A 21,058-nucleotide genomic window follows, 5' to 3' on the forward strand; every position below is an offset into this window, starting at 1 on the left:
GCCTAATCGTTGATGTCGGTTTCGATCCTGCGCGCATTGCCGCCGGGCGCGCGGAAAAAGCGCCGCAGAATGAGCCATGCGATCAGCGACAGCACCGCGAAGATCGCCAGAAGCGCGGCAAGGCCAGGGGTGAGCGGGCTAAGCAGCAAGAGGCCCACGAGGGCGGCGCCGATGGCAAAGCCGAGAAAGATAAAGCCCGGTGCAAGCACTTCAAGGATGCCAAGCACAAGGGCGGCGGCAAACCAGACCCACCAGAACGACCAGAGAGCAACCCCGCCCAGCATCATGCCTTTCCTTTCAGCATGTTGAAGGCATTTCCAAAAGCCTCAAGCGCGTTGGCGGGCACCAGGATGGTCGAAGAGGATGGGCTTGCGCCAAGCGCATTCAGCGCCTCGACCTGTTTCAGGGCGACCTGATATTGCGCAGCCGCCAGGCCGTTTTCGGCGATGGCGGCGGCAACGACGCTTGTGGCATAGGCCTCGGCCTCGGCGGCGATGCGACGGGCCTTGGCGGTTTGCTCGGCGGCGTAAAGCTCGGCGTCGGCATTGAGCTCGACCGCGCGCTTGGAGCCTTCTGCCTCGGTTACCTGGGCGCGCCGCGCGCGCTCGGCGTTGAGCTGTTGCATCATCGCGTCGCGGGTTGCCTGATCAAGGTTCACGTCAAGGATTTCGGCGCGCGTCACCTCGATGCCCCAGTCATCCACGGCGCTTTCGACAAGCGATTTGATGGTGCCGATCATCTCGTTGCGGTTGGACTGGACTTCGTCAAGGTCCATTCGACCGATCTCGGCGCGCACGATCCCGGCCACGGTGGTGGCGATGGCGGCATCGACGTCGCGGATGCGATACACCGTTTTTTCCGGCTCGATGATGCGGTAGAACACCGAGGTATCGACCTGCACCAGCACGTTGTCCTTGGTGATTGCATCCTGGCTGGCGGTCGGCAATTGGCGTTCAAGGATCGAAATGCGATGCGCAGCGCGATCCAGAAACGGCACGATCATGTTGATACCGGGTTTGAGAACCGCATGCAGCCGCCCAAAGCGTTCAATCACGAATTGTTCCGATTGCGGAACGATTTTGACACTGCGCAGTACCGTGATGATGATCAGCGCGGCCAACAGGATATACAACAGGTTGGACGAAAGCAGGTCCATGATCTGATCTTCTAACATTTCGTACCTCAAAATTACACGCAAACCGCCGCGTTCGGCCATTTTTGAAAGATGTGCCGCTTTTGGCCGTTTTACAAGCTGGGGTAAATCGCTTTAAGGGGGGTAAACGCAGATAGGGGTCAAATTATGACGGCGCAGATCAGGTTCGAGATGCAGGCCCGCGACGGTCTTGCACGCAGCGGGGTGATTTCAACGCCGCGTGGCGACATCCGCACGCCGGCCTTCATGCCGGTGGGGACGGCGGCAACCGTCAAGGCGATGATGCCCGAAAGCGTGCGCGCGACCGGGGCGGATATCCTGTTGGGCAATACCTATCACCTTATGCTGCGCCCCGGTGCCGAGCGGATTGACCGGCTGGGGGGCCTGCATGAATTCATGAACTGGGATCGCCCCATTCTGACCGATAGCGGCGGCTTTCAGGTGATGAGCCTTGCGGGGCTGCGCAAGCTCACCGAGGCAGGTGTAACGTTTCGGAGCCATATCGACGGCTCGAAACACGAGCTGACCCCAGAGCGATCAATGGAAATCCAAAGGCTGTTGGGCAGCGATATCGTCATGTGCTTTGACGAATGCCCGGCGCTTCCGGCGACGGATAAGGCCGTGGCCGAAAGCATGCGCCTGTCGATGCGGTGGGCCGCGCGGTCGAAAGACGCCTTTGGCGACCGCCCCGGCCATGCGCTTTTCGGGATCATGCAGGGCGGCGTGACGCCCGAGTTGCGCGAGGAAAGCGCCGAGGCGCTCAAGGCGATCGGCTTTGACGGTTACGCGGTCGGCGGGCTTGCCGTGGGTGAGGGGCAGGAGGCGATGTTTGGCGTGCTGGATTATGCGCCGGGGTTCCTGCCCGAAGACAAGCCGCGTTATCTGATGGGGGTGGGCAAACCCGACGATATCGTCGGCGCGGTCAAGCGTGGGATTGACATGATGGACTGCGTGCTGCCGTCCCGCTCGGGGCGCACGGGCCAGGTGTTTACCCGCCGGGGCGTGCTCAACATCAAGAACGCGCGCCATCAGGATGATCCAAGACCGCTGGATGAGGCCTGTAGCTGTCCGGCGTGCAGCAATTACTCGCGCGCCTATCTGCATCATGTGTTCCGCAGCCAGGAAATCATCAGCTCGATGTTGTTGACCTGGCATAACCTGCATTATTTTCAGGATATCATGGCGGGCATGCGAGAGGCGATTGCGCAGGGTCGGTTTGCCGAATGGGAAGCGGGTTTTCATGCCGGGCGGGCGCAGGGCGATATCGAGCCGCTTTGACGGATCTGCTTTCGGGTATCCGCCTGTCAAGCCATCAGACCTGTGCATTTCTGCAAGGGGCGCTGTGGAATAGGGGATAGGGTTTGGCCCTTGGGGGCAGGGCCGGTCGTGCCTAACTGTGTTGCGAGGCTGCGGAGACGATCCGCACTATGCCGCAGAACAAACCCAGGAGCGTCCTTATGTCAGACAAGTTATTTTCCCCCGTCACCGCCGGTGACCTCGATTTGGCCAACCGCATGGTTATGGCCCCGCTGACGCGCAATCGCGCCGATGATGACACCGGCGAGGTGTCGGATATGCATGTGGATTACTACAGTCAGCGCGCCGGGGCCGGGCTTATCATCACCGAGGCCGCGCAAATTTCGGCCGAGGGCAAGGGCTATGTCGGTACGCCGGGGATTTACACGCCCGGACAGGTCGCGGCCTGGAAAAAGGTCACCGACGCGGTGCATGACAAGGGCGGCAAGATCGTGATCCAGCTTTGGCATGTCGGGCGGATCAGCCATGTGTCGCTGCAACCGGATGGTCAGCCACCGGTTGCGCCCTCGGCCATCGGCGCCGAGTCGCCGACCTTTACCCGCAACGGGTTTGAAACGACCTCTGTGCCGCGAGCGCTTGAGACGGACGAGATGCCGCGCATCGTGGCCGATTACGTGCATGCCGCCAAATGCGCCAAAGAGGCGGGCTTTGACGGGATCGAATTGCACGCCGCCAATGGCTATCTTCTGGATCAGTTCATCAAGGATGGCCCTAACACGCGCAGCGATGCCTATGGCGGCTCGATCGAAAACCGCGCGCGGCTTTTGTTCGAGGTGCTTGACGGGTTGACGGATGTCTGGCCCGTTGGAAAAATCGGTCTGCGTCTTTCGCCCTATTCGGGCTTTAACGCCGCCGAGGATAGCGATCCCGATGCCACCTTTGGCTATGTGGTCGAGCGGCTGAACGCCTATCCGCTGGCCTATCTGCACCTGATTGAAGGGGAGACCGGGGGCGATCGCAATGGCGGCTTTGACGCGCTGCGCGAGCTTTGGCGCGGGACCTATATGGCCAATAACGGCTATGACCGCGATCTGGCGATGGCGCGGGTTGACGAGGGCAAGGTCGATCTTGTCGCCTTTGGGCGCCCCTTCATCGCCAATCCCGATCTGGTCGAGCGGTTGCGCCGTGATGCGCCGCTCAACGAGGGGGATGGTGATACCTATTATGGCGGGGGCCGAGAGGGGTACACCGATTATCCAAGGCTTGACGCGGCGTGACCCGGTTAAGGTAAAGACGCAAACAACACGCTTTCTTGCCGCGCCTGACCATCGGGCGCGGCATTTGCGTTAAAACCTGCCCATTGTGCCCTTGCCCCCGCGGGCGCAGGCGGGCATTCTGGGGGACGCGTGTTGAAATCAGCGGGCTTGTGCCCCAGATTAACACCAGTGAAACGGAGAAGGCCGAGGTTGCTGCGTAGTCAGGGCCAGTGCCTTTTTGCCAAGAACAGGAAATGATGATGCAAGAGCCCCTTAACGCTTCTTACCCAGTGCTGCCGCTGCGCGATATCGTGGTTTTTCCGCATATGATCGTGCCGCTCTTCGTCGGGCGCGAGAAATCGGTTCGCGCGCTGGAAGAGGTGATGCAGGACGATAAACAAATCCTTCTGAGCAGTCAGATTGATCCGGGCATTGATGACCCCGACGAGAGTGGCATCTATCGCGCCGGTGTGTTGGCGAATGTGCTGCAACTGCTGAAGCTGCCCGATGGCACCGTCAAGGTGCTTGTCGAGGGTGTGGCGCGGGTGCGGATCACCGACTATCTTGAGAATGACGATTTCTTCGAGGCGCGCGCCGAGTATCTCACCGAGATGCCGGGCGATGCCACCACCATCGAGGCGCTGTTGCGCTCGGTGGGGGATGAGTTTGCGCGCTATGCCAAGGTCAAGAAGAACATCCCCGACGAAGCGCTTGCCGCGGTAACGGACTCTGAAGAGCCCGCAAAGCTGGCCGACCTGGTTGCCGGGCATCTTGGCATCGAGGTCGACAAGAAACAGGACCTGCTTGAAACCCTCAGCGTGAGCGAGCGGCTGGAAAAGGTCTATGGCCTGATGCAGGGCGAAATGAGCGTTCTTCAGGTCGAGAAAAAAATCAAGACGCGTGTCAAATCCCAGATGGAGCGCACACAGCGCGAATACTATCTGAATGAGCAGATGAAGGCCATTCAGAAGGAACTGGGCGATGGCGAAGAGGGCGAAGGCGAAGTCGCCGAGCTTGAGGGCAGGATCAATGAAACCAAGCTGAGCAAAGAGGCGCGCGAAAAGGCCGATGCTGAGCTCAAAAAGCTCAAGAACATGAGCCCGATGAGCGCCGAGGCAACAGTGGTGCGCAACTATCTCGACTGGATGTTGTCGATCCCATGGGGCGTGAAAAGCCGGGTCAAGAAAGACCTGAGCCGCGCACAGGACGTGCTTGATACCGATCACTATGGCCTGGATAAGGTCAAGGAGCGGATCGTCGAATATCTTGCGGTGCAACAGCGCAGCAAAAAGCTCAAGGGGCCGATCATGTGCCTTGTCGGCCCGCCGGGCGTGGGCAAGACCAGCCTTGGCAAATCGGTGGCGCGGGCCACCGGGCGCGAATTCATCCGCATTTCGCTTGGCGGCGTGCGCGACGAGAGCGAAATTCGCGGTCACCGCCGGACATATATCGGCTCGATGCCCGGCAAGATCATTCAGGCGCTGAAAAAGGCCAAGACCACCAACCCGCTTATCCTTTTGGATGAGATCGACAAGATGGGGCAGGATTTCCGCGGCGATCCGGCGAGCGCCATGCTTGAGGTGCTTGACCCCGAACAGAACAGCACCTTTGTCGATCACTATCTGGAGGTGGAATACGACCTTTCGAATGTGATGTTCCTGACAACGGCGAACTCCTATAACATGCCGGGGCCGCTTTTGGACCGGATGGAGATCATTCCGCTGGCGGGTTATACCGAGGACGAAAAGCGCGAGATTGCCAAGCAGCATCTGATTGACAAACAGGTCAAGAACAACGGCTTGCGCAAGGGCGAGTTTGAGCTGACGGACGAGGCGCTGACCGATATGGTGCGCTATTACACCCGCGAGGCCGGTGTGCGGAATCTTGAGCGCGAGATCGCCAAGGTGGCGCGCAAGGCCGTGACCCGGATCATCAAGGGTGAGGACAAGCAAATTAGGGTGACCTCTGAGAACCTCAGCGATTTCCTTGGCGTCAGAAAGTACAAATACGGTCTGGCCGAGGAAAGCGATCAGGTGGGGGTTGTCACCGGGCTTGCCTATACTTCCGTCGGTGGCGAGCTTTTGAACATCGAGGCGCTGCGCCTGCCGGGCAAGGGCCGGATGAAGACCACCGGCACGCTTGGCGATGTGATGAAGGAATCGATTGATGCGGCCTCAAGCTATGTCCGCTCGATTGCGCCCGAAATCGGGGTCAAGCCGCCGAAGTTCGAAAAGTGGGATATCCACGTGCATGTGCCCGAAGGTGCGACACCGAAAGATGGCCCAAGCGCCGGGCTTGCGATGGTGACGTCGATTGTGTCGGTCCTCACCGGTATTCCGGTGCGCAAGGATATCGCCATGACCGGCGAGGTCACATTGCGCGGCAATGCGCTTCCGATCGGGGGGCTGAAAGAAAAGCTCCTCGCGGCGTTGCGTGGCGGGATCAAGACCGTGCTGATCCCGCGCGAGAACGAGAAAGACCTGGTCGAGATCCCCGATAACGTCAAGGAGGGTCTGGATATCATCCCGGTCGATCACGTGCGTGACGTGCTCAGGCTGGCGCTGGTGCGCACGCCCGAGCCGGTCGAATGGGACGAGGCCGCAGAAGAGGCCGCCGCCGCCGAGGCGGCAATCGCCAAGGGCGGCGAGGGCACAGGCGCCACCGCGCATTAAGCAAATCGACGAGGAAGCCCCGGTAAAACCGGGGCTTTTTCTGTTTCAGGGGCGGTGGTTTCTTATGCGGGACGAACACATCCTGGCACTGACAGAGAAATTGCGGCGTCTTTCTCTATAGCTGCGATAGCGATGACATGCGCGGGATTATGAAAGACCGTAGAGCGCGCTATTGAAAGGCGGGGGTGGTCAAAAGGCTCAAGCTGAAAAGCGCGGCGGCACAGGTTCTGTTCATCTGTCTTCCCCAAGATGAAATCCAGCGTCGATTTAACGGTGCAGGTGGGGTTTCGTCAACTCTGGCTGGTATTGTTTCCCTTATCGCGTTAGATTGTTGCTATAAAATAAACAATTGAGGCATGAAATGAGCACAAGACGCAGCACCAAGACCCGCCCGAAAACCACAGCAAAGGCCAGTTCGACCGCGACGCCCCCGAAAGCGGACGCAGCGCAGAGTATCACCCCTGTCGTCGTCACCGAAAACGCCGCCGCTGACACCGGCCCCGAGCTTAAGAAACAAGAGCTTCTGGACAAGATCGTGACCCGTTCCGAGGTCAAGAAGAAATTCGCCAAACCAGTGGTCGAAGCCATGTTGGAGGTGCTGGGCGAAGCTCTGGCCGAGGGGCGCGAATTGAACCTTCAGCCCTTGGGTAAGGTCAAGCTGAACCGCACCAAGGAAACGCCCAATGCCCGGATCATCATCGCCAAGATCCGCCAGTCGAAACAAGGCGGCGCAAGCGTGATCAAACCGCTGGGTGGCGACGAGGAAGACCCGATGAAAGATCAGGTTGCACAGGGCGCCGACTGACGCTAGAAACCGCGCACGGCGGGTGATTAGCTCAGTGGTAGAGCGCTTCGTTCACATCGAAGATGTCAGGGGTTCAAATCCCTTATCACCCACCATTTCTCTTCTAGTCACGTGGCTTGGACAGGTGTTGGAACAGAATGCCGGGGAACGACAGGGCGTCTGAGAGGATTGGCAGCTTGCGAGCGATTTACCGCGAGCAGGTCGTGATGCGGGTCACGCAGGATTTGTTCAAAATGCCGCAACGGTTCATTGCATCCTTGGCTGCGATCCTGCGCGCGGATCCCAGCCCGAAATAGGCCGTGCCCTCGCGCGATGTGGCCAAACTGCCGCAACCGCCATCGAAAACCTCGACAACGTCACAAGACTCGCCACAGCTGCGTTTCGCGCGATCATATGCCTCGGGGGCGGTGGCGCGATCTGTTACATAGCCGGCGGCCCAGTTGGGGCCGACCGCGACTGCATTCCAGCACTGACCATACTGGCAGGCGGCGGCATGATTGGCAGTGGTAAAAAGAGACGCCATGATACCAATGAAAAACAATGGCTTACTAAAATTCTGTCTCATTGAGTTTATCCTTTTTACGATAATAAATAAATTACGAGAGAAGAAAAAGGCGAGTCAATCCGGGGGCCTTACACCACAGAGGCGAGTGATCGCGTCTGAGGTGTTTTACGATGTATTCACTTTATCCATGGCTGTGTAAGCGCAAGTTTATTGAAACGGAAAACGCCGATAGGTGCGATAAAGAAGGGGATGGCACCTTTTTGAGGAATGTCGAAATTTGCCTTAATATTCGATAAAGCAAGACGTCGAGCGTCTCTTTGGCCGCCTTAGGGTCGGTCAGCGATGCGAATGCCGAATTTCTACATGTTTAAACGCTCGATTGCGGTACGTATCGGCCGCTATCGCGTTTTGTGGCAGGAAATGACGTATTTGAGATGGGCCATGGCCAAAAGCGTGATTTCACACCGGTAATTCTTGGTCTATTATCAGTGGTATGGACATCGTTCTTATCACCACGATCATTGCATCGCTGTTTCTGGTCATAGCTGCGGCTGACCCGTTGGCGGCGCGTCTGCGCTTGCCCTATAGCGTTATTCTGGCCTGTCTTGGCATGCTGATCGGGGCGGCGGCGATCTTTTTTCTGCGCACCGAAATTACCGATGCCCTCAACCCCGTGGCCGAGGCGATTCTGGCGCTTCCGATCCGCTCGAACGTGTTCTTGTATGTCTTCCTGCCGACATTGTTGTTTCAGGTCACGCTTGGGATGAACCCGCGCCGGATGTTGGATGACTGGGTGCCGATCATTGTGCTGGCGGTGGTGGCGGTGGTGGTGGCGACGCTCGCGGTTGGCTATGCGCTTGCCTCGGCGAGTGCTTTGCCGATTGCCGCCTGTCTTTTGATCGGCGCGATTGTCAGCACGACCGACCCTTCGGCGGTGGTTGGCATTTTCCGCTCGATTTCGGCTCCGCGGCGGTTGTCGCGGATCATCGAGGGCGAAAGCCTTTTGAATGACGCGGCGGCGATTGCGCTTTTTGGTCTGTTCATGGGGTTTGTGCGCCTTGGCGCGCCGGATCCGACGCTTCGCGATGCTTTGGCTCAGTTTCCGGTGCTGATCGCGGGCGGGGCCGTGGTGGGCTGGCTGGCGGCGCGGGTGGCGGTCTGGATCATGGCGCTTTTCGCGCGCTATGAGCTGGCCTTGATTTCGGTCTCGGTCGCCTTGCCCTATCTCGCCTATATCGGCGCGGAACAGAGCATCGGCGCTTCGGGCGTCATTGCTGTTGTCGCGGCGGGTCTTACGCTCAACCTGACCGGGCCTGCGCGGCTTCCGCCCGCCGCCTGGGGCAATCTGCGCGAGGTGTGGAACCTTCTGGCGCATTGGGCCGGGGCGTTGATCTTTATTCTGGCGGCCCTGTTGATCCCGCGCCTGCTGGAAGAGGTGCGGGCGAGCGATGTCATCCTGATCGTGGTGGTGACGCTGGCGGCGATTGCGGCGCGCACGCTTATCCTGTTCGGGTTGATGCCTATCTTATCGGCGCTCAAACTGTCGCCTGTGGTCGAGCGACCCTACCGCGCGGCGATCCTTTGGGGTGGGTTGCGCGGGGCGGTGACCCTGGCGCTAGCGCTTGCCGTGACCGAGAGTGTCCGGGTGCCGCTTGAGGTCAAGCGGCTGGTCGGGATTTTGGCCACCGGCTTTACCCTGTTCACGCTGCTGGTGCAGGGCACGACCCTTCGATGGGTGATCGGGCGGCTTGGGCTTGACCGGTTGTCGCCGTTGGATTCCGCTCTTAGCAATCAGGTGATCGCGGTGGCGCTTCAGGCGGTGCGCGAGGATGTGGCGCGGGTCTCGGAAAACTATGAGCTGACCAAGGAAACCGTGCGCTCCGAGGCCAAGCGCTTTGGCGAACGTCTTGACGGTGCGGTCAAGGCCGCCGAGGAGCATGCGGCAATTTCGGATCGGGACCGGATCACGCTTGGGCTTATTGCGCTTGCGGGGGCCGAGCGCGACACGATCCTGGCGCGATTTCGCGAGCGCGCGATTTCGGCACGTCTCTCAGAGCAGATACTGACCGAGGCGGACCGCCTGATTGAGGCGACGCGCAGCGGCGGTCGCACCGGCTATCAGCGCGCGACGCGTAAAAGCCTGCGCTATGGCAAGGCGTTTCGTCTGGCGGTGTTTCTCAACAACCGCTGTGCTCTGGCAAGACCGCTGGCGCAGTTGACGGCCGACCGGTTTGAGGTGTTGCTGTCGCAGCGCCTGATCCTGCGCGATCTGAGCGGTTTTATCGATAAACGCATCCGGCGCATTCACGGGCGTCGCGTGGCCGAGTTGTTGCAGGAACTTCAGGCCCGGCGCATCGAGCGGGTCGAGACCGCGCTTGAGGGGTTGCGCCTGCAATATCCGGGCTATGCCGAAGAGCTTGAGCGCCGCTTTATCCGCCGCACCGCCCTGCGCCTTGAGGCGCACGAATATGAGGCGCTGCGCGGAGACGGGCTTATCGGGGCGGAGCTTTATACATCGCTGGTGCAGGAAATCGATACCCGCCGTCTCAAGGCCGAAGAGCGCCCCAAGCTTGACCTCGCGGTGCAAAAGTCAGTGCTGGTGAGCCAGTTCCAACTGTTTAGCGAGCTTGATGAACGCAGCCTCAAGCAGCTGACGCGGGCGTTGCGCACGCGCTATGTCAACGAGGATGAGATCGTCGTGGCCAAGGATAGCGCGCCAAAAAGCGTGTTCTTTCTTGCCTCTGGCGCGGTCGAGCTTGAGACTGCGAACCAGACTTGGCGGCTTGGGCGGGGCGATATGTTTGGCCAGATGGCGATTCTGATGCAAAAGCCTCGCCGTACCGAGGTGCGCGCGATTGCGCCTTCGACGCTGCTGGTGCTGGACGAGGCGCGTTTTGTCAAACTGCTCAAGCGCAGCAAGAGCTTGCAAGAGGCGGTGCGCGCCACGGCCAAAAAGCGGGGCTTGAGCCCAGAGGCCTTTACCCTTCCCGAGCTTGTCGCGTCCGAGTCCGAGGTGGCAAAGCCCGCGCCGCGCGACCCTGCCGCAACGCCCTAGCAGCAATGCGCGCGCATGGGGTTGGCAATGCCGGACAGGGGCGATAAAGCCTGCGGCCAATCAACCGGAACCCCTGGGGAGTGACCTCGGCGGCTTTGGGGCGGCCAAAGCGCCGGATCATCGACGATAAAACTGCACAGAGATGACAGGGCCGGTTTTGGCGGGCTCGGTCAGGAACGGATTTCACATGATTTCACTTGATGCCTATCGTGGCCAATGGCTGGGAAATATCAAAGGCGACGTCTTGTCGGGGCTGGTTGTGGCGCTTGCGCTTATCCCCGAGGCGATTGCCTTTTCGATCATCGCCGGGGTTGACCCCAAGGTCGGGCTTTATGCCAGTTTCTCGATTGCGGTGATCACCGCGATCACCGGCGGACGGCCGGGGATGATCTCGGCAGCCACGGCGGCGACGGCGGTGCTTATGGTGACGCTGGTGCGCGATTACGGGTTGGAATACCTGTTGGCGGCGACCGTTCTTGCCGGGCTGTTACAGATCGGCGCGGGCATTTTGAAGCTTGGCTTTGTGATGCGCTATGTCTCGAAATCGGTGATGACGGGCTTTGTGAATGCGCTTGCGATCCTTATTTTCATGGCCCAACTGCCAGAACTTGACCCGCGCGCGGTGCCATGGATCACCTATGTTCTGGTGGCGGCGGGGTTGTGCATCATCTATCTGTTCCCGCTGTTGACCAAGGCGGTGCCATCGCCGCTTGTGACGATCATCGTGCTGACGGCGGTAACGCTGGCGCTTGGGCTTGATGTGCGCACGGTCGGCGATATGGGCGCCTTGCCCGATACCTTGCCGATCTTTCTGATCCCCGACATTCCGCTCAACCTTGAAACGCTGATGATCATTCTGCCCTATTCGATCGCGGTGGCGGTTGTCGGCCTGCTTGAGAGCCTGATGACGCAGAATATCGTCGATGACCTGACCGATACCAAATCGAACCGCAATCAGGAATGCATCGGTCAGGGGCTGGCCAATTCCGCCACCGGGTTCATCGGCGGCATGGCGGGCTGTGCGATGATCGGGCAATCTATCATCAACGTCAAATCCGGCGGGCGCGGGCGCCTGTCATCTTTCGTGGCCGGTGTGTGCCTGCTGATCCTTGTGGTCGGGCTTGGCGATATGGTGAGCCGCATCCCCATGGCGGCTCTCGTGGCGATCATGATCATGGTTTCGGTCGGAACGTTCAGCTGGTCGTCCATCAAGAACCTGCGCGAGCATCCGCGCTCGTCCTCGGTCGTGATGATCGCGACGGTGGTGATGGTGGTCTATACCCATAACCTTGCGATTGGCGTGCTGGTCGGTGTGCTCTTGTCGGGGATCTTCTTTGCGGGCAAAATCTCGCAATTGTTCCGGGTCACGACCGATATCACACGCGACGGGCGGGTGCGGACCTATCGTGTCGAGGGGCAGCTGTTTTATGGCTCGGTCGAGGATTTCATGAATGCCTTCGATTTCAAAGAGGCGCTCGACAAGGTTGTCATCGACGTGAGCGGCGCGCATATCTGGGATATATCCTCGGTGCAGGCGCTTGACATGGCGGTTCTCAAGTTCCGCCGTGATGGTGCCGAGGTCGAAATCGTCGGCATGAACGAGGCAAGCGAAACCATCGTCGACAAGCTGGCAATTCATGATAAGCCCGGAGCCATAGACACGTTGATGGCGCATTGAGGGGGGAGAACCCATGACGGACAAGATCATCGCGCTGGTGGATGGCTCGATCTATTCGGCTTCGGTTTGCGAGCATGCCGCATGGCTTGCGGCGCGCGCAGAGGCACCGGTTGAGCTTTTGCATGTGCTGGGGCGCCGCGAAAGCGCGGAAAATTCCGATTTGTCGGGCTCGATCCGGCTTGGCGCGCGCACCGCTTTGCTGGAAGAGCTGGCGACGCTGGATGAGCAGCGCGCCAAGCTTGTGGCGCATCGCGGGCGTGCCATTCTTGAGGATGCCCGCGCCATTGTCGAGCGCGCCGGGGTGAGCGAGATCACCACCCGGCTGCGTCATGGCGATATCGTGGAAACCGTGGCCGAGGTCGAAGCCGATGCGGCAATGATCCTGATCGGCAAGCGCGGCGAGGCGGCGGATTTTGCCAAGGGGCATTTGGGATCGAACCTTGAGCGGATCGTGCGCGCCAGCCACAAGCCTGTCGTCGTGGCCGCGCGCGCGTTTCGGCCGATCGAAAAGGTGCTTGTGGCCTATGACGGCGGTGTCTCGGCGATGAAAGCGGTGGATCAGATCGCGCGCAACCCGGTCTTCGCGGGCCTGTCGGTGCATGTGGTCACCGTCGGCACGGCCACGCCCGAGGTCAAGAAAGGCCTTGAGGATGCCCGCGCCCTGCTTGAGGCGGCCGGGATCACCGCCGAAATCGGCGTCGTTTCCGGTCAACCGGATGCGGCCCTTGGCAAGCTGGTGGAAGAGGCCGATTTCGACATGCTGGTAATGGGCGCCTATGGCCATAGCCGCATTCGCAGTCTGATCATCGGCTCGACCACCACGGCGATGATCCGATCCTGTAAGGTGCCGGTGGTTTTGATGCGTTAGGTGCGCATCGGGGCGTCGGATTGGCAAGGAATTGCAGGAAGGTGAACAAAGCCTCTTGCACTGTGCGGCGGGCTTGGCTAAGACGCCCGCACTCGGGTGATTAGCTCAGTTGGTAGAGCGCTTCGTTTACACCGAAGATGTCGGGAGTTCGAGCCTCTCATCACCCACCATTCCCCCTCTGAAAAGCAACACAACCCTGTGCATGCCGGGGGCAGGGCCGCATCAGGCTTTTTCTGGAAAGAGCCAGCCGGTGACCGGCGCCACCGCGTAGGTGATAATCGGGATCAGCACAAACCCGGTGGCCAGCCCGATGATACCGTCCAGCCCGGCGGTCACCAGCCAGGTGACAAAGCCTGTCGCGGTGCCAAGGCTGGTCGCTGTGACCTGTGCGGCGTGCTTGATCTGCTCATAGGGCAGGTGCCAGCCGAGATCGTGCAGCCCGTGCACGATGATGCTGCCGCCGACCCAGAGCATGGCCACGGTGCCGACCGACGCGATCACCACCATCACGCCGGGCATCGCTGCGACAATCCGGCGCCCGACCGCCTGGGTTGCGGCAAACCGACCTTTCGCGCTGAGCAGAATTCCGAAATCATCGGCTTTCACCAGCAAGGCCACGGCGCCATAGACCAGGGCGGTGATCCCGATGGCCACCACCGCCAGGGCCGTCCCCTGTATCCACAGGGTGTCGATCTCGATCTGGGCGAGCGAGATTGTCATGATCTCTGCCGACAGGATGAAATCGGTCTTGATGGCGCCTTTCACCCGCTGCTCTTCCAGATGCGCCGCATCCAGCGTCTCTGCCTGCTGGGGGCCGTGATCCTTGTGCGGGACGATAAGGTGCCAAACCTTCTCTGCCCCCTCAAAACTCAGATAGGCCCCGCCAATCATCAGGAGCGGCGTCAACATCCACGGCAGGACGGCATTCAACAGAAGGGCCACGGGCAACAGGATCACCAGCTTGTTGAAAAACGACGCCCGCGCGATTTTCCACACGATCGGCAATTCGCGCGCGGCCGGCAGACCGGTCACATATTTCGGCGTCACCGCAGCGTCATCAATGACCACGCCTGCGGCCTTTGTTCCGGCTTTGCTGGCCTGCGCCGCGATATCGTCAAGTTGCGCCGCCGCCAGCTTTGCGATCGCTGCGACGTCGTCCAGAAGGGCCAGTAATCCACTCATGAAGGTCTTTCCCTCGGTTGCCGCAACACAAACTGGCATTCCCGCGTAAATGCCCACCTGTCGATGTTGTCTCAGTTTGCTGTCACGTTCAAGCCGCTCCTCAAGGCGCGCCGCAGACCCCGGAGACCGGGGGGGGGGCGGGCTCAGAGGGTTATGACGGTCGATCCTGTTGTCTGTCTGGCCTCAAGGGCGCGATGTGCCTCGACGATCTGTTCAATCGGAAATCTCTGGCCGATTCTGACCTTGATGGCGCCGCTTTCGACCTTGGAGAAAAGATGCTTTGCCATGTCCTGACAGCGCGCGTGATCGGCCAGAAAGGTAAACAGAGTGGTGCGTGTCAGTTTGAGCGAACCCTTGTTGGCAAGGGTAAGCAGGCTGACCGGATCGACCGGCCCCGACGCATTGCCAAAGGAAATCATCATGCCGAGCGGCTTGAGGCAATCGAGCGAACCGTCGAAGGTATCCTTGCCGACCCCGTCCATCACAACATTGACACCTGCGCCATCGGTGAGCTTTTTCACCTCTGGCACGAAATCATGCGCCCGATAGTTGATGCAATGTGCGGCGCCGTTTTCGAGGGCGAGCTTGCATTTTTCATCGGTCCCGGCTGTGCCGATCAGCTCGATCCCCTCGGACTTTGCCCATTGGCAGGCCATGAGCCCGACACCACCGGCGGCGGCGTGAAACAAGACGGTGTCGCCAGCCAAGAGCGGCCAGACCCTGTGAAAGAGATACTCTACCGTCATCCCCTGAAGCATGATGGCGGCGCCTTCCTCAAACGAAATGCTGTCGGGCAGCGGGCAGACCTGAGCGGCGGGCATGATGCGCGCGTCGCTATAGGCGCCGGGGGGCATTGCGGCATAGGCGGCCCGGTCGCCGGGCTTGAGGTGGGTCACCCCGTCGCCTACGGCCTCGACGATCCCCGCCGCCTCCATTCCCAGGGCATGCGGCAGATCAAGCGGGTAGAGACCGGTGCGCTGATAGACGTCGATGAAGTTGAGCCCGCAGGCCTTGTGCCGAATTCTGATTTCACCGGCCCCCGGATCACCGATCTCGCGATCGACGAGCTTCATTTTCTCCGGGCCGCCGAAGTCTTCGATAATTACGCTGCGTGCCATCGGCTGTTGCTCTCTGTTCTTGCTATGGAAGAGTGTTTCAGATGACACTGAACATCCCTGTCAGGTTTTGTCCAGCGCCAGGATAAGTGTGGTAAGTAAGAGTGGAGGGTGGCAAAGGCAGCAGCCAAGGTCGTTGGCCTCTGCTTTTCGTCAGCGCGCCAGAACCGCAGATCAGCGCCGCGGGCAAGACCGTTGCGGGCGTCCGGGGGTGAAAACGAACGTGGCGGCACCATGGTCTTGTGGGAAACCGAAACGCGAGAAGAGGCGAAGATGAAGAAGACTCGTACCGAGCCGACCGCCATTGATCGGCATCCGCGCAACGGCGTGATGCTGCGTTGGCTGCCCGATGAATAAACCAGCCGTGTCCCGCGCGGCCATCATCCCGCAGGGCGCGGCCTTTTTTGCGATTGAAACCGCCCGTCCGGCCCGTCATTTTGCCTTTCACCTGTTGGCGGATTTCACGCTTTTGGCCTTTAGCGCGGCGCTTGATCCGCTGCGTATCGCCAATCAATTGGCACAGCGACCGCTTTATCGTTGGACTGTCACTTCTTGGGAGGGCGCGCCGGTCACCAGCTCTTGTGGCATGTCGGTGAATGTCGACCAATCGCTTGGGCCGTTTCCGCGCGAAACCGATCTGGTGGTCTGTGGCGGCACCGTGCGCACCGGCGGGATGGCAAAGGATCTGCTTGGCTCTTTGCGCCAGCATGCGCGGTTCGGTGGGCGCGTGGGCGGTATCTGTACGGGTGCGATTGCTCTGGCGCAGGCGGGGTTGTTGAAGGGCCGTCGCGCGACCTTGCATTGGGAGAACCAGCCCGCCTTTCAAGAAAGGTTCCCGGATGTCGAGGTGACGCAGAACGCCTATGAGGTGGATGGTCAGATCTTTACCTGTGGCGGCGGTGTCGGGGCTACGGACATGATGCTTGAGCAGATCGAAGCCGATTACGGTGGCGTGTTTGCCGATCTTGTGGCCGATATGTGTCTTTACAGCCAACGACGCAGCGACCGCGCGCCGCAACGTGCCTCGGTGAGCACAGCGATCGAGACGCGCAACCCGCTGCTTGTGCGCGCGATCAAGGCGATGCAGGCGGGGATCGAGACGCCGCCTTCGATGGACGAACTGGCCGAGGCTGCGGGATGCTCGCGGCGACAGATGGAGCGTTTGTTCGTCAAATACCTCGGCAAGTCGCCCTATCGATTCTTCCGTGATCTGCGCCTTGATCATGCGCGTAGCTTGCTGCGCGAGACCGATTTGAGGGTGAGCGAGATCGCCATGGCGTCAGGGTTTACATCGACGGTGGTTTTCACAAAGACCTTTCGTGCGCGATTTGGCTATACGCCAGGGCAGAGCCGAAAATCGTCGTGAGACCGCTGGTCTTGTCACGGTTTTGGTCCGGTCTCTTTCGAGCAATGTTTGCTCTACTCGATCGACCTGAAAAGTGGGAACCGGTTTTCAGATGAGTTGTTGGAAAAATAGAGAAGTTATACTCCGGAAACTCGGGTTTCCGAGTGTTTGGAGTATAACTGTCTTTCGTTTGCGATGATCAAAGCTTGCGCACCGGGGCCTGTCATTGCAGGCTTGGGCCCTTGAAGCAGGCAATGGGGGCATCATGACAGAGGGGCAGAGGACGGCGTCGATCACCCGGATTGAGGCGCATGCCTTTCGGGTGCCGATCAAGGCGCCGGTGGCCACGTCCTTTGGGGTGATGCGGGACCGTCCGGCGGTGTTTGTGCGCATTGAGGACAGTGATGGCTGTTTTGGCTGGGGTGAGGTGTTTGCCAATTGGCCCGCTGCCGGCGCCGAGCATCGCGTGGCCCTGCTTGAGCGCGATATCGCGGGGCTGGTGCTTGGCCAGAGCGCCGCAGACCCCGAGGCGTTTTTCCGACGACTTTGCGCCCTTACCCGCATTCGAGCGGTGCAATGTGGCGAACAGGGGCCGTTTGATCAGGTGATCGCGGGGCTTGATATCGCGCTTTGGGATCTGGTAGCGCGGCGCGCCGGGCGGCCTCTGCGGCATATGCTGCGCGAGGGCGCGCCGGGGGCGGTGCCGACCTATGCCAGCGGAATCGCGATTGATGCGGCGGATGCGTTGATCCCCGCCGCGCGCGATGCCGGGTTTGGCGCATTCAAGGTCAAGGTCGGCTTTGACCAAGGGGATGCCGCACGTCTTTTGGCGTTGAAAGAGCGGTTGCCTGCGACGACAGTGCTATGTGCTGACGCCAATCAGGCGTGGGATCTGCCTGCGGCTTTGGCGTTTGTGCAGGCCCTGCGCGGGGCAGGGCTTGGCTGGCTGGAAGAGCCCTTGCCGGTGTTTGCCCGCCCCGAGGATTGGGCGGCGCTGACGCGGGCGGCGGACATGCCTTTGGCGGGTGGTGAAAATATCGTTGGCCTGGCCGGGTTTGAGGCGGCCCTGATGGCGGGTTCCTTGACGGTTGTTCAGCCCGATGTGGTGAAATGGGGCGGGATAAGCGGTTGTTTTGCGGTTGCAAAGCGCGCTTTGGCGCAGGGGCGGCGGTATTGCCCGCATTTTCTTGGCGGCGGGATCGGGCTTGCGGCCTCGGGCGCGGTGCTTGCGGCGGCTGGCGGGGATGGCCTGCTTGAGGTGGATGTGAACCCCAACCCGCTGCGCAGTGCGTTCGAGGGGCCGGGTGGTGCGCTTGGGGGCGGGGAATGGCGCGCGCGTGAGGCGCCGGGCCTTGGCATCGAGGTGCTTCCAGAGGCGCTCGGGCGCTACCGGACAGCAAGCTGTGAGTGTCGTTGAGCGGGGGTAAAAGGCAACATGCCCGGAAAGTTGATTTTTCCCGTTACGGGCGCTTGACGGGGGCGCAGGCCCGCCGTAGAAGCGCAACACGCCTGAGGGATCGGGCAAGCAGTGAGCGGTTGTAGCTCAGTTGGTTAGAGTACCGGCCTGTCACGCCGGGGGTCGCGGGTTCGAGTCCCGTCAACCGCGCCACCGCTGCCCAATGATCCCTTGGACGTGAGATGCGCGGTTGTAGCTCAGTTGGTTAGAGTACCGGCCTGTCACGCCGGGGGTCGCGGGTTCGAGTCCCGTCAACCGCGCCACTTTTCCTGTTTGATTTCCATGACGGACAGCGTTGGGCGCGGTGCAAGTGCGGCGTTCGAGTATTTATGGAACGGTGAAAGCCTGGGCTTGCAGAAAGGCCTTGAGCGCGGTGAGCGTGGCGCCCGGCGCCGTATCGGGAAAGAAATGTCCGCCGGGGATGGCGGCGCTTTGCATCTTGGTGCATCTGGGGGCCCAGGTGGCAGGCACGTCATAGGCCCGCGCCATGGCGCCATCCGCGCCGTAAAGAACAAGGGCAGGGCAGGCTATGCGCGCGCCAAGGTCCGCAGTGTCATCGGCAAAGTCATGCGACAGAACGGCGCGGTAATCGTTGCACATGCCGCGAATCGTGTCGGGATCGCGCCAGGCGGCGCGGTAGTGATCGAGCCGTTGCGCGTCAAAATCCGAGAGCTTTGTGCCGCCCCAGCCCAACAGGCAGGCGTGATAAAAGGCGTCGGGGTCATAGCCGATCATGGTTTCGGGGAAGGGCTCCGGCTGGGCGAGGTAGAACCAGTGGTAATAGGCCTGCGCCACATCGGTGCGCAGATCGGCGAGCAATGTGTGGGTCGGGACGATATCCATCAGCGTGACGCTTTGCACGCGGTCCGCGGCATCGAGCGCAAGGCGGTGCGCGACGCGGGCGCCGCGATCATGGCCGATGAGGTGAAATGTCGTGTGACCCAGCTCTGACATCAGTGCGGTCAAATCGCGCGCCATCTCGCGAAAGGCATAGGCGGCCACGTCTTGCGGTTTGCCCGATTGGCCATAGCCGCGCAGGTCGGGGCAAATGACACGATGGGTTCTGGCAAGCTCTGGTGCGATCGACGCCCACATGGCGCGGGTCTGGGGAAAGCCGTGCAGCACCAAAAGCGCCGGGCCAGAGCCGCCTTGCGAAAAGGCGACCTCTACGCCGTTGGGGGCGGATACGTGATCGCTGAAACCGGGAATTGTCATCTGCGGTTGCCTGTAGGGTGGGTGAAACCCACGCTTATCCCGCCAATGCGTCAAGCACACGGGCCCAGCTTCGGATGCCTTTGTGAAAGCTTGAGAGGTTGTACTTCTCGTTGGGGGAATGGATAGCGTCATCTTCCTGGGCAAATCCGATCAGCATGGCGTCAAGCCCGAGGATTTCCTTGAAATACCCCGCAATCGGGATCGAGCCGCCCATGCCGGTAAAAACCGCTTCGCGCGCCCATTCATCCGAAAGCGCCGCACGGGCTTTTTCAAATTCGGGGCGATTGATATTCATTACCGCAGCGGGCGAGCCCTCCAGGTTCTGATCCCAGGTGATCTTGACGTCGGGCGAGAGGCGGTCTTCGACATGTTTGCGAATTTTGAGCCGCAGCGCATCGGGGTCCATGTCACCCACAAGGCGGCAGGTCAGCTTGCAATGCGCCTTGGACGGAATCACCGTCTTGCTGCCCGCCCCCTGATAACCGCCCCAGAGCCCGTTGATTTCAAGCGTCGGACGCGCCCATTGCTGGACAAGGGTAGAATAGGCCTGTTCGCCGTGGGGCTGGGTATAGCCCACCGAGGTGAGATAGTCGTGCTCGTCAAACCCGCAGCTTTCCCATTGGCGCAAGAGGTCGTCGGGCACCTCATGAACGCCCTCATAAAAGCCCTCGACCGCGACGCGGCCGGTGTCGTCATGAAAGCTTGTGATCAGGCGGCTGATCTCGCGCAGCGGGTTCAGGCCGGGGCCGCCGTAATGCCCGGAATGCAGGTCGATGCGGGGGCCTTCGATCGTGAATTCATCCTTGAGCATGCCGCGCAGTTGTGAGGCAATCGAGGGCACGCCGGGCGCGACCATCGAGGTGTCACAGATCAGCGCGATATCGGCCGAAAGCTCGTCAGCATTCTCGCGCAGGAAGGGAATCAGAGAGGGCGACCCTGATTCCTCCTCGCCTTCAAAGAAAAACGTGATCTTGCAGGGCAGGGCACCGGTCACGTCCTTATAGGCGCGGCAAGCCTCGACAAAGGTCATGAGTTGTCCTTTGTCATCCGAGGCGCCGCGCGCGCGGATCACCTTGCCGTGATCGCTGTCCTGCACTTGCGGATCAAACGGGTCGGTGTGCCAGAGGTCAAGCGGGTCAACCGGCTGCACATCGTAATGGCCATAAAACAGCAGGTGCGGCCCGGTGCCATCGCTCGGCCCGTCGATATGCCCCACCACCATCGGGTGGCCGGGGGTAAGGCGCTTTTGCGCCTTTACACCAAGGCTTTGCAGGTCTGCGACAAGCCAGTCCGCAGCGTCCTGGCAGGCATCACTATAGGCCGGGTCGGTCGAGATCGACGGAATGCGCAAAAGTCCCATCAGCCGCTCTGTGGCGGTCGGCAGTTGGTCGTCAATGCGGGCGAGAACGGCGGTAAGGGACATGGCTGGCCTTCGATGTTGAATTATGCTTTGAGACGAGGGTAACAGGCTCTGCGGTGCTGTCCAGCGACTTGAC

General features: G+C 60.6%; 17 protein-coding genes and 4 tRNA genes. 14 read left to right on the plus strand and 7 right to left on the minus strand.

All coding sequences use genetic code 11. The features are described 5' to 3' along the window. Positions 1–2: 2 nt before the first annotated feature. Entirely contained in the window at positions 3–284 is a 282-nt protein-coding gene (locus BMZ91_RS10430; protein ID WP_177193839.1) for an NfeD family protein, read from the minus strand. Further along, complete coding sequence (locus BMZ91_RS10435; protein ID WP_092838168.1) at positions 284–1,174, minus strand: SPFH domain-containing protein; 891 nt, start codon at positions 1,172–1,174, stop codon at positions 284–286. Before BMZ91_RS10435 ends, BMZ91_RS10430 begins: the two co-directional genes overlap by 1 nt. A 126-nt stretch (positions 1,175–1,300) precedes the next feature. On the opposite strand from BMZ91_RS10435, the gene tgt reads away from it, so the two are divergent. From tgt to BMZ91_RS10460, 5 genes are all read left to right on the plus strand, one after another. Beyond that, positions 1,301–2,431, plus strand: a complete 1,131-nt coding sequence (gene tgt, locus BMZ91_RS10440; protein WP_092838171.1) for a tRNA guanosine(34) transglycosylase Tgt — start codon at positions 1,301–1,303, stop codon at positions 2,429–2,431. 179 nt (positions 2,432–2,610) lie between these two features. Next, positions 2,611–3,687 carry an alkene reductase gene (locus tag BMZ91_RS10445; protein ID WP_092838174.1) on the plus strand — a complete coding sequence of 359 codons (1,077 nt, stop codon included), beginning with the start codon at positions 2,611–2,613 and terminating at the stop codon, positions 3,685–3,687. Between the two features lie 239 nt (positions 3,688–3,926). Continuing rightward, positions 3,927–6,338 carry an endopeptidase La gene (gene lon, locus BMZ91_RS10450; RefSeq protein ID WP_092838283.1) on the plus strand — a complete coding sequence of 804 codons (2,412 nt, stop codon included), beginning with the start codon at positions 3,927–3,929 and terminating at the stop codon, positions 6,336–6,338. 361 nt (positions 6,339–6,699) lie between these two features. Next, positions 6,700–7,143: an HU family DNA-binding protein gene (locus tag BMZ91_RS10455; protein WP_092838177.1), complete on the plus strand. Its 444-nt coding sequence runs from the start codon at positions 6,700–6,702 to the stop codon at positions 7,141–7,143. Positions 7,144–7,163: 20 nt separating this feature from the next. Beyond that, positions 7,164–7,238: transfer RNA gene (locus BMZ91_RS10460), tRNA-Val, on the plus strand. Positions 7,239–7,330: 92 nt separating this feature from the next. On the opposite strand, the gene BMZ91_RS10465 is transcribed toward BMZ91_RS10460, so the two are convergent. Further along, entirely contained in the window at positions 7,331–7,708 is a 378-nt protein-coding gene (locus BMZ91_RS10465; protein ID WP_092838180.1) for a DUF4189 domain-containing protein, read from the minus strand. A gap of 433 nt (positions 7,709–8,141) precedes the next feature. Between BMZ91_RS10465 and BMZ91_RS10470 the strand changes: the two genes are divergently transcribed. The 4 genes from BMZ91_RS10470 to BMZ91_RS10485 all read left to right on the plus strand — a co-directional run bounded on the left by BMZ91_RS10470 (position 8,142) and on the right by BMZ91_RS10485 (position 13,419). Further along, the gene (locus BMZ91_RS10470) at positions 8,142–10,703 is read left to right on the plus strand and encodes a cation:proton antiporter (protein ID WP_092838183.1); all 2,562 of its coding nucleotides are present in this window, start codon (positions 8,142–8,144) and stop codon (positions 10,701–10,703) included. A gap of 187 nt (positions 10,704–10,890) precedes the next feature. Beyond that, positions 10,891–12,381, plus strand: a complete 1,491-nt coding sequence (locus tag BMZ91_RS10475) for a SulP family inorganic anion transporter (RefSeq protein WP_092838186.1) — start codon at positions 10,891–10,893, stop codon at positions 12,379–12,381. Positions 12,382–12,394: 13 nt separating this feature from the next. Beyond that, positions 12,395–13,249, plus strand: coding sequence for a universal stress protein (locus BMZ91_RS10480; RefSeq protein WP_092838189.1), 855 nt, complete (start codon positions 12,395–12,397; stop codon positions 13,247–13,249). A 94-nt stretch (positions 13,250–13,343) separates the two neighbouring features. Beyond that, positions 13,344–13,419 (plus strand) — tRNA-Val (locus BMZ91_RS10485). A gap of 52 nt (positions 13,420–13,471) precedes the next feature. Here BMZ91_RS10485 and BMZ91_RS10490 read toward each other — a convergent pair. Beyond that, positions 13,472–14,431, minus strand: a complete 960-nt coding sequence (locus tag BMZ91_RS10490) for a DUF808 domain-containing protein (protein ID WP_092838286.1) — start codon at positions 14,429–14,431, stop codon at positions 13,472–13,474. Positions 14,432–14,574: 143 nt separating this feature from the next. After that, positions 14,575–15,549, minus strand: a complete 975-nt coding sequence (locus BMZ91_RS10495; RefSeq protein ID WP_092838192.1) for a quinone oxidoreductase family protein — start codon at positions 15,547–15,549, stop codon at positions 14,575–14,577. 108 nt (positions 15,550–15,657) lie between these two features. Here BMZ91_RS10495 and BMZ91_RS21090 point away from each other — a divergent pair, with 108 nt between their 5' ends. The 5 genes from BMZ91_RS21090 (at position 15,658) to BMZ91_RS10515 (ending at position 18,610) form a co-directional block, all read left to right on the plus strand. Continuing rightward, entirely contained in the window at positions 15,658–15,903 is a 246-nt protein-coding gene (locus BMZ91_RS21090) for a hypothetical protein (protein ID WP_143076327.1), read from the plus strand. Next, positions 15,896–16,912: a GlxA family transcriptional regulator gene (locus tag BMZ91_RS10500; protein ID WP_092838195.1), complete on the plus strand. Its 1,017-nt coding sequence runs from the start codon at positions 15,896–15,898 to the stop codon at positions 16,910–16,912. Before BMZ91_RS21090 ends, BMZ91_RS10500 begins: the two co-directional genes overlap by 8 nt. Positions 16,913–17,156: 244 nt before the next feature. After that, on the plus strand, positions 17,157–18,308 hold the full coding sequence (locus BMZ91_RS10505; RefSeq protein WP_092838289.1) for a mandelate racemase/muconate lactonizing enzyme family protein: 1,152 nt from the start codon (positions 17,157–17,159) through the stop codon (positions 18,306–18,308). 115 nt (positions 18,309–18,423) lie between these two features. Next, positions 18,424–18,500: transfer RNA gene (locus tag BMZ91_RS10510), tRNA-Asp, on the plus strand. Positions 18,501–18,533: 33 nt separating this feature from the next. Next, a tRNA-Asp gene (locus BMZ91_RS10515) sits at positions 18,534–18,610 on the plus strand. 64 nt (positions 18,611–18,674) lie between these two features. Here the strand turns inward: BMZ91_RS10515 and BMZ91_RS10520 are convergent. Both BMZ91_RS10520 and BMZ91_RS10525 read right to left on the minus strand, forming a co-directional pair. Next, positions 18,675–19,562 carry an alpha/beta fold hydrolase gene (locus BMZ91_RS10520; protein ID WP_092838198.1) on the minus strand — a complete coding sequence of 296 codons (888 nt, stop codon included), beginning with the start codon at positions 19,560–19,562 and terminating at the stop codon, positions 18,675–18,677. 34 nt (positions 19,563–19,596) lie between these two features. Continuing rightward, positions 19,597–20,985, minus strand: a complete 1,389-nt coding sequence (locus tag BMZ91_RS10525; protein ID WP_092838201.1) for a M20/M25/M40 family metallo-hydrolase — start codon at positions 20,983–20,985, stop codon at positions 19,597–19,599. Between the last annotated feature and the right edge of the window lie 73 nt (positions 20,986–21,058).

Source organism: Roseovarius lutimaris, from assembly GCF_900115165.1.
Classification (GTDB): Bacteria; Pseudomonadota; Alphaproteobacteria; order Rhodobacterales; family Rhodobacteraceae; genus Roseovarius; species Roseovarius lutimaris.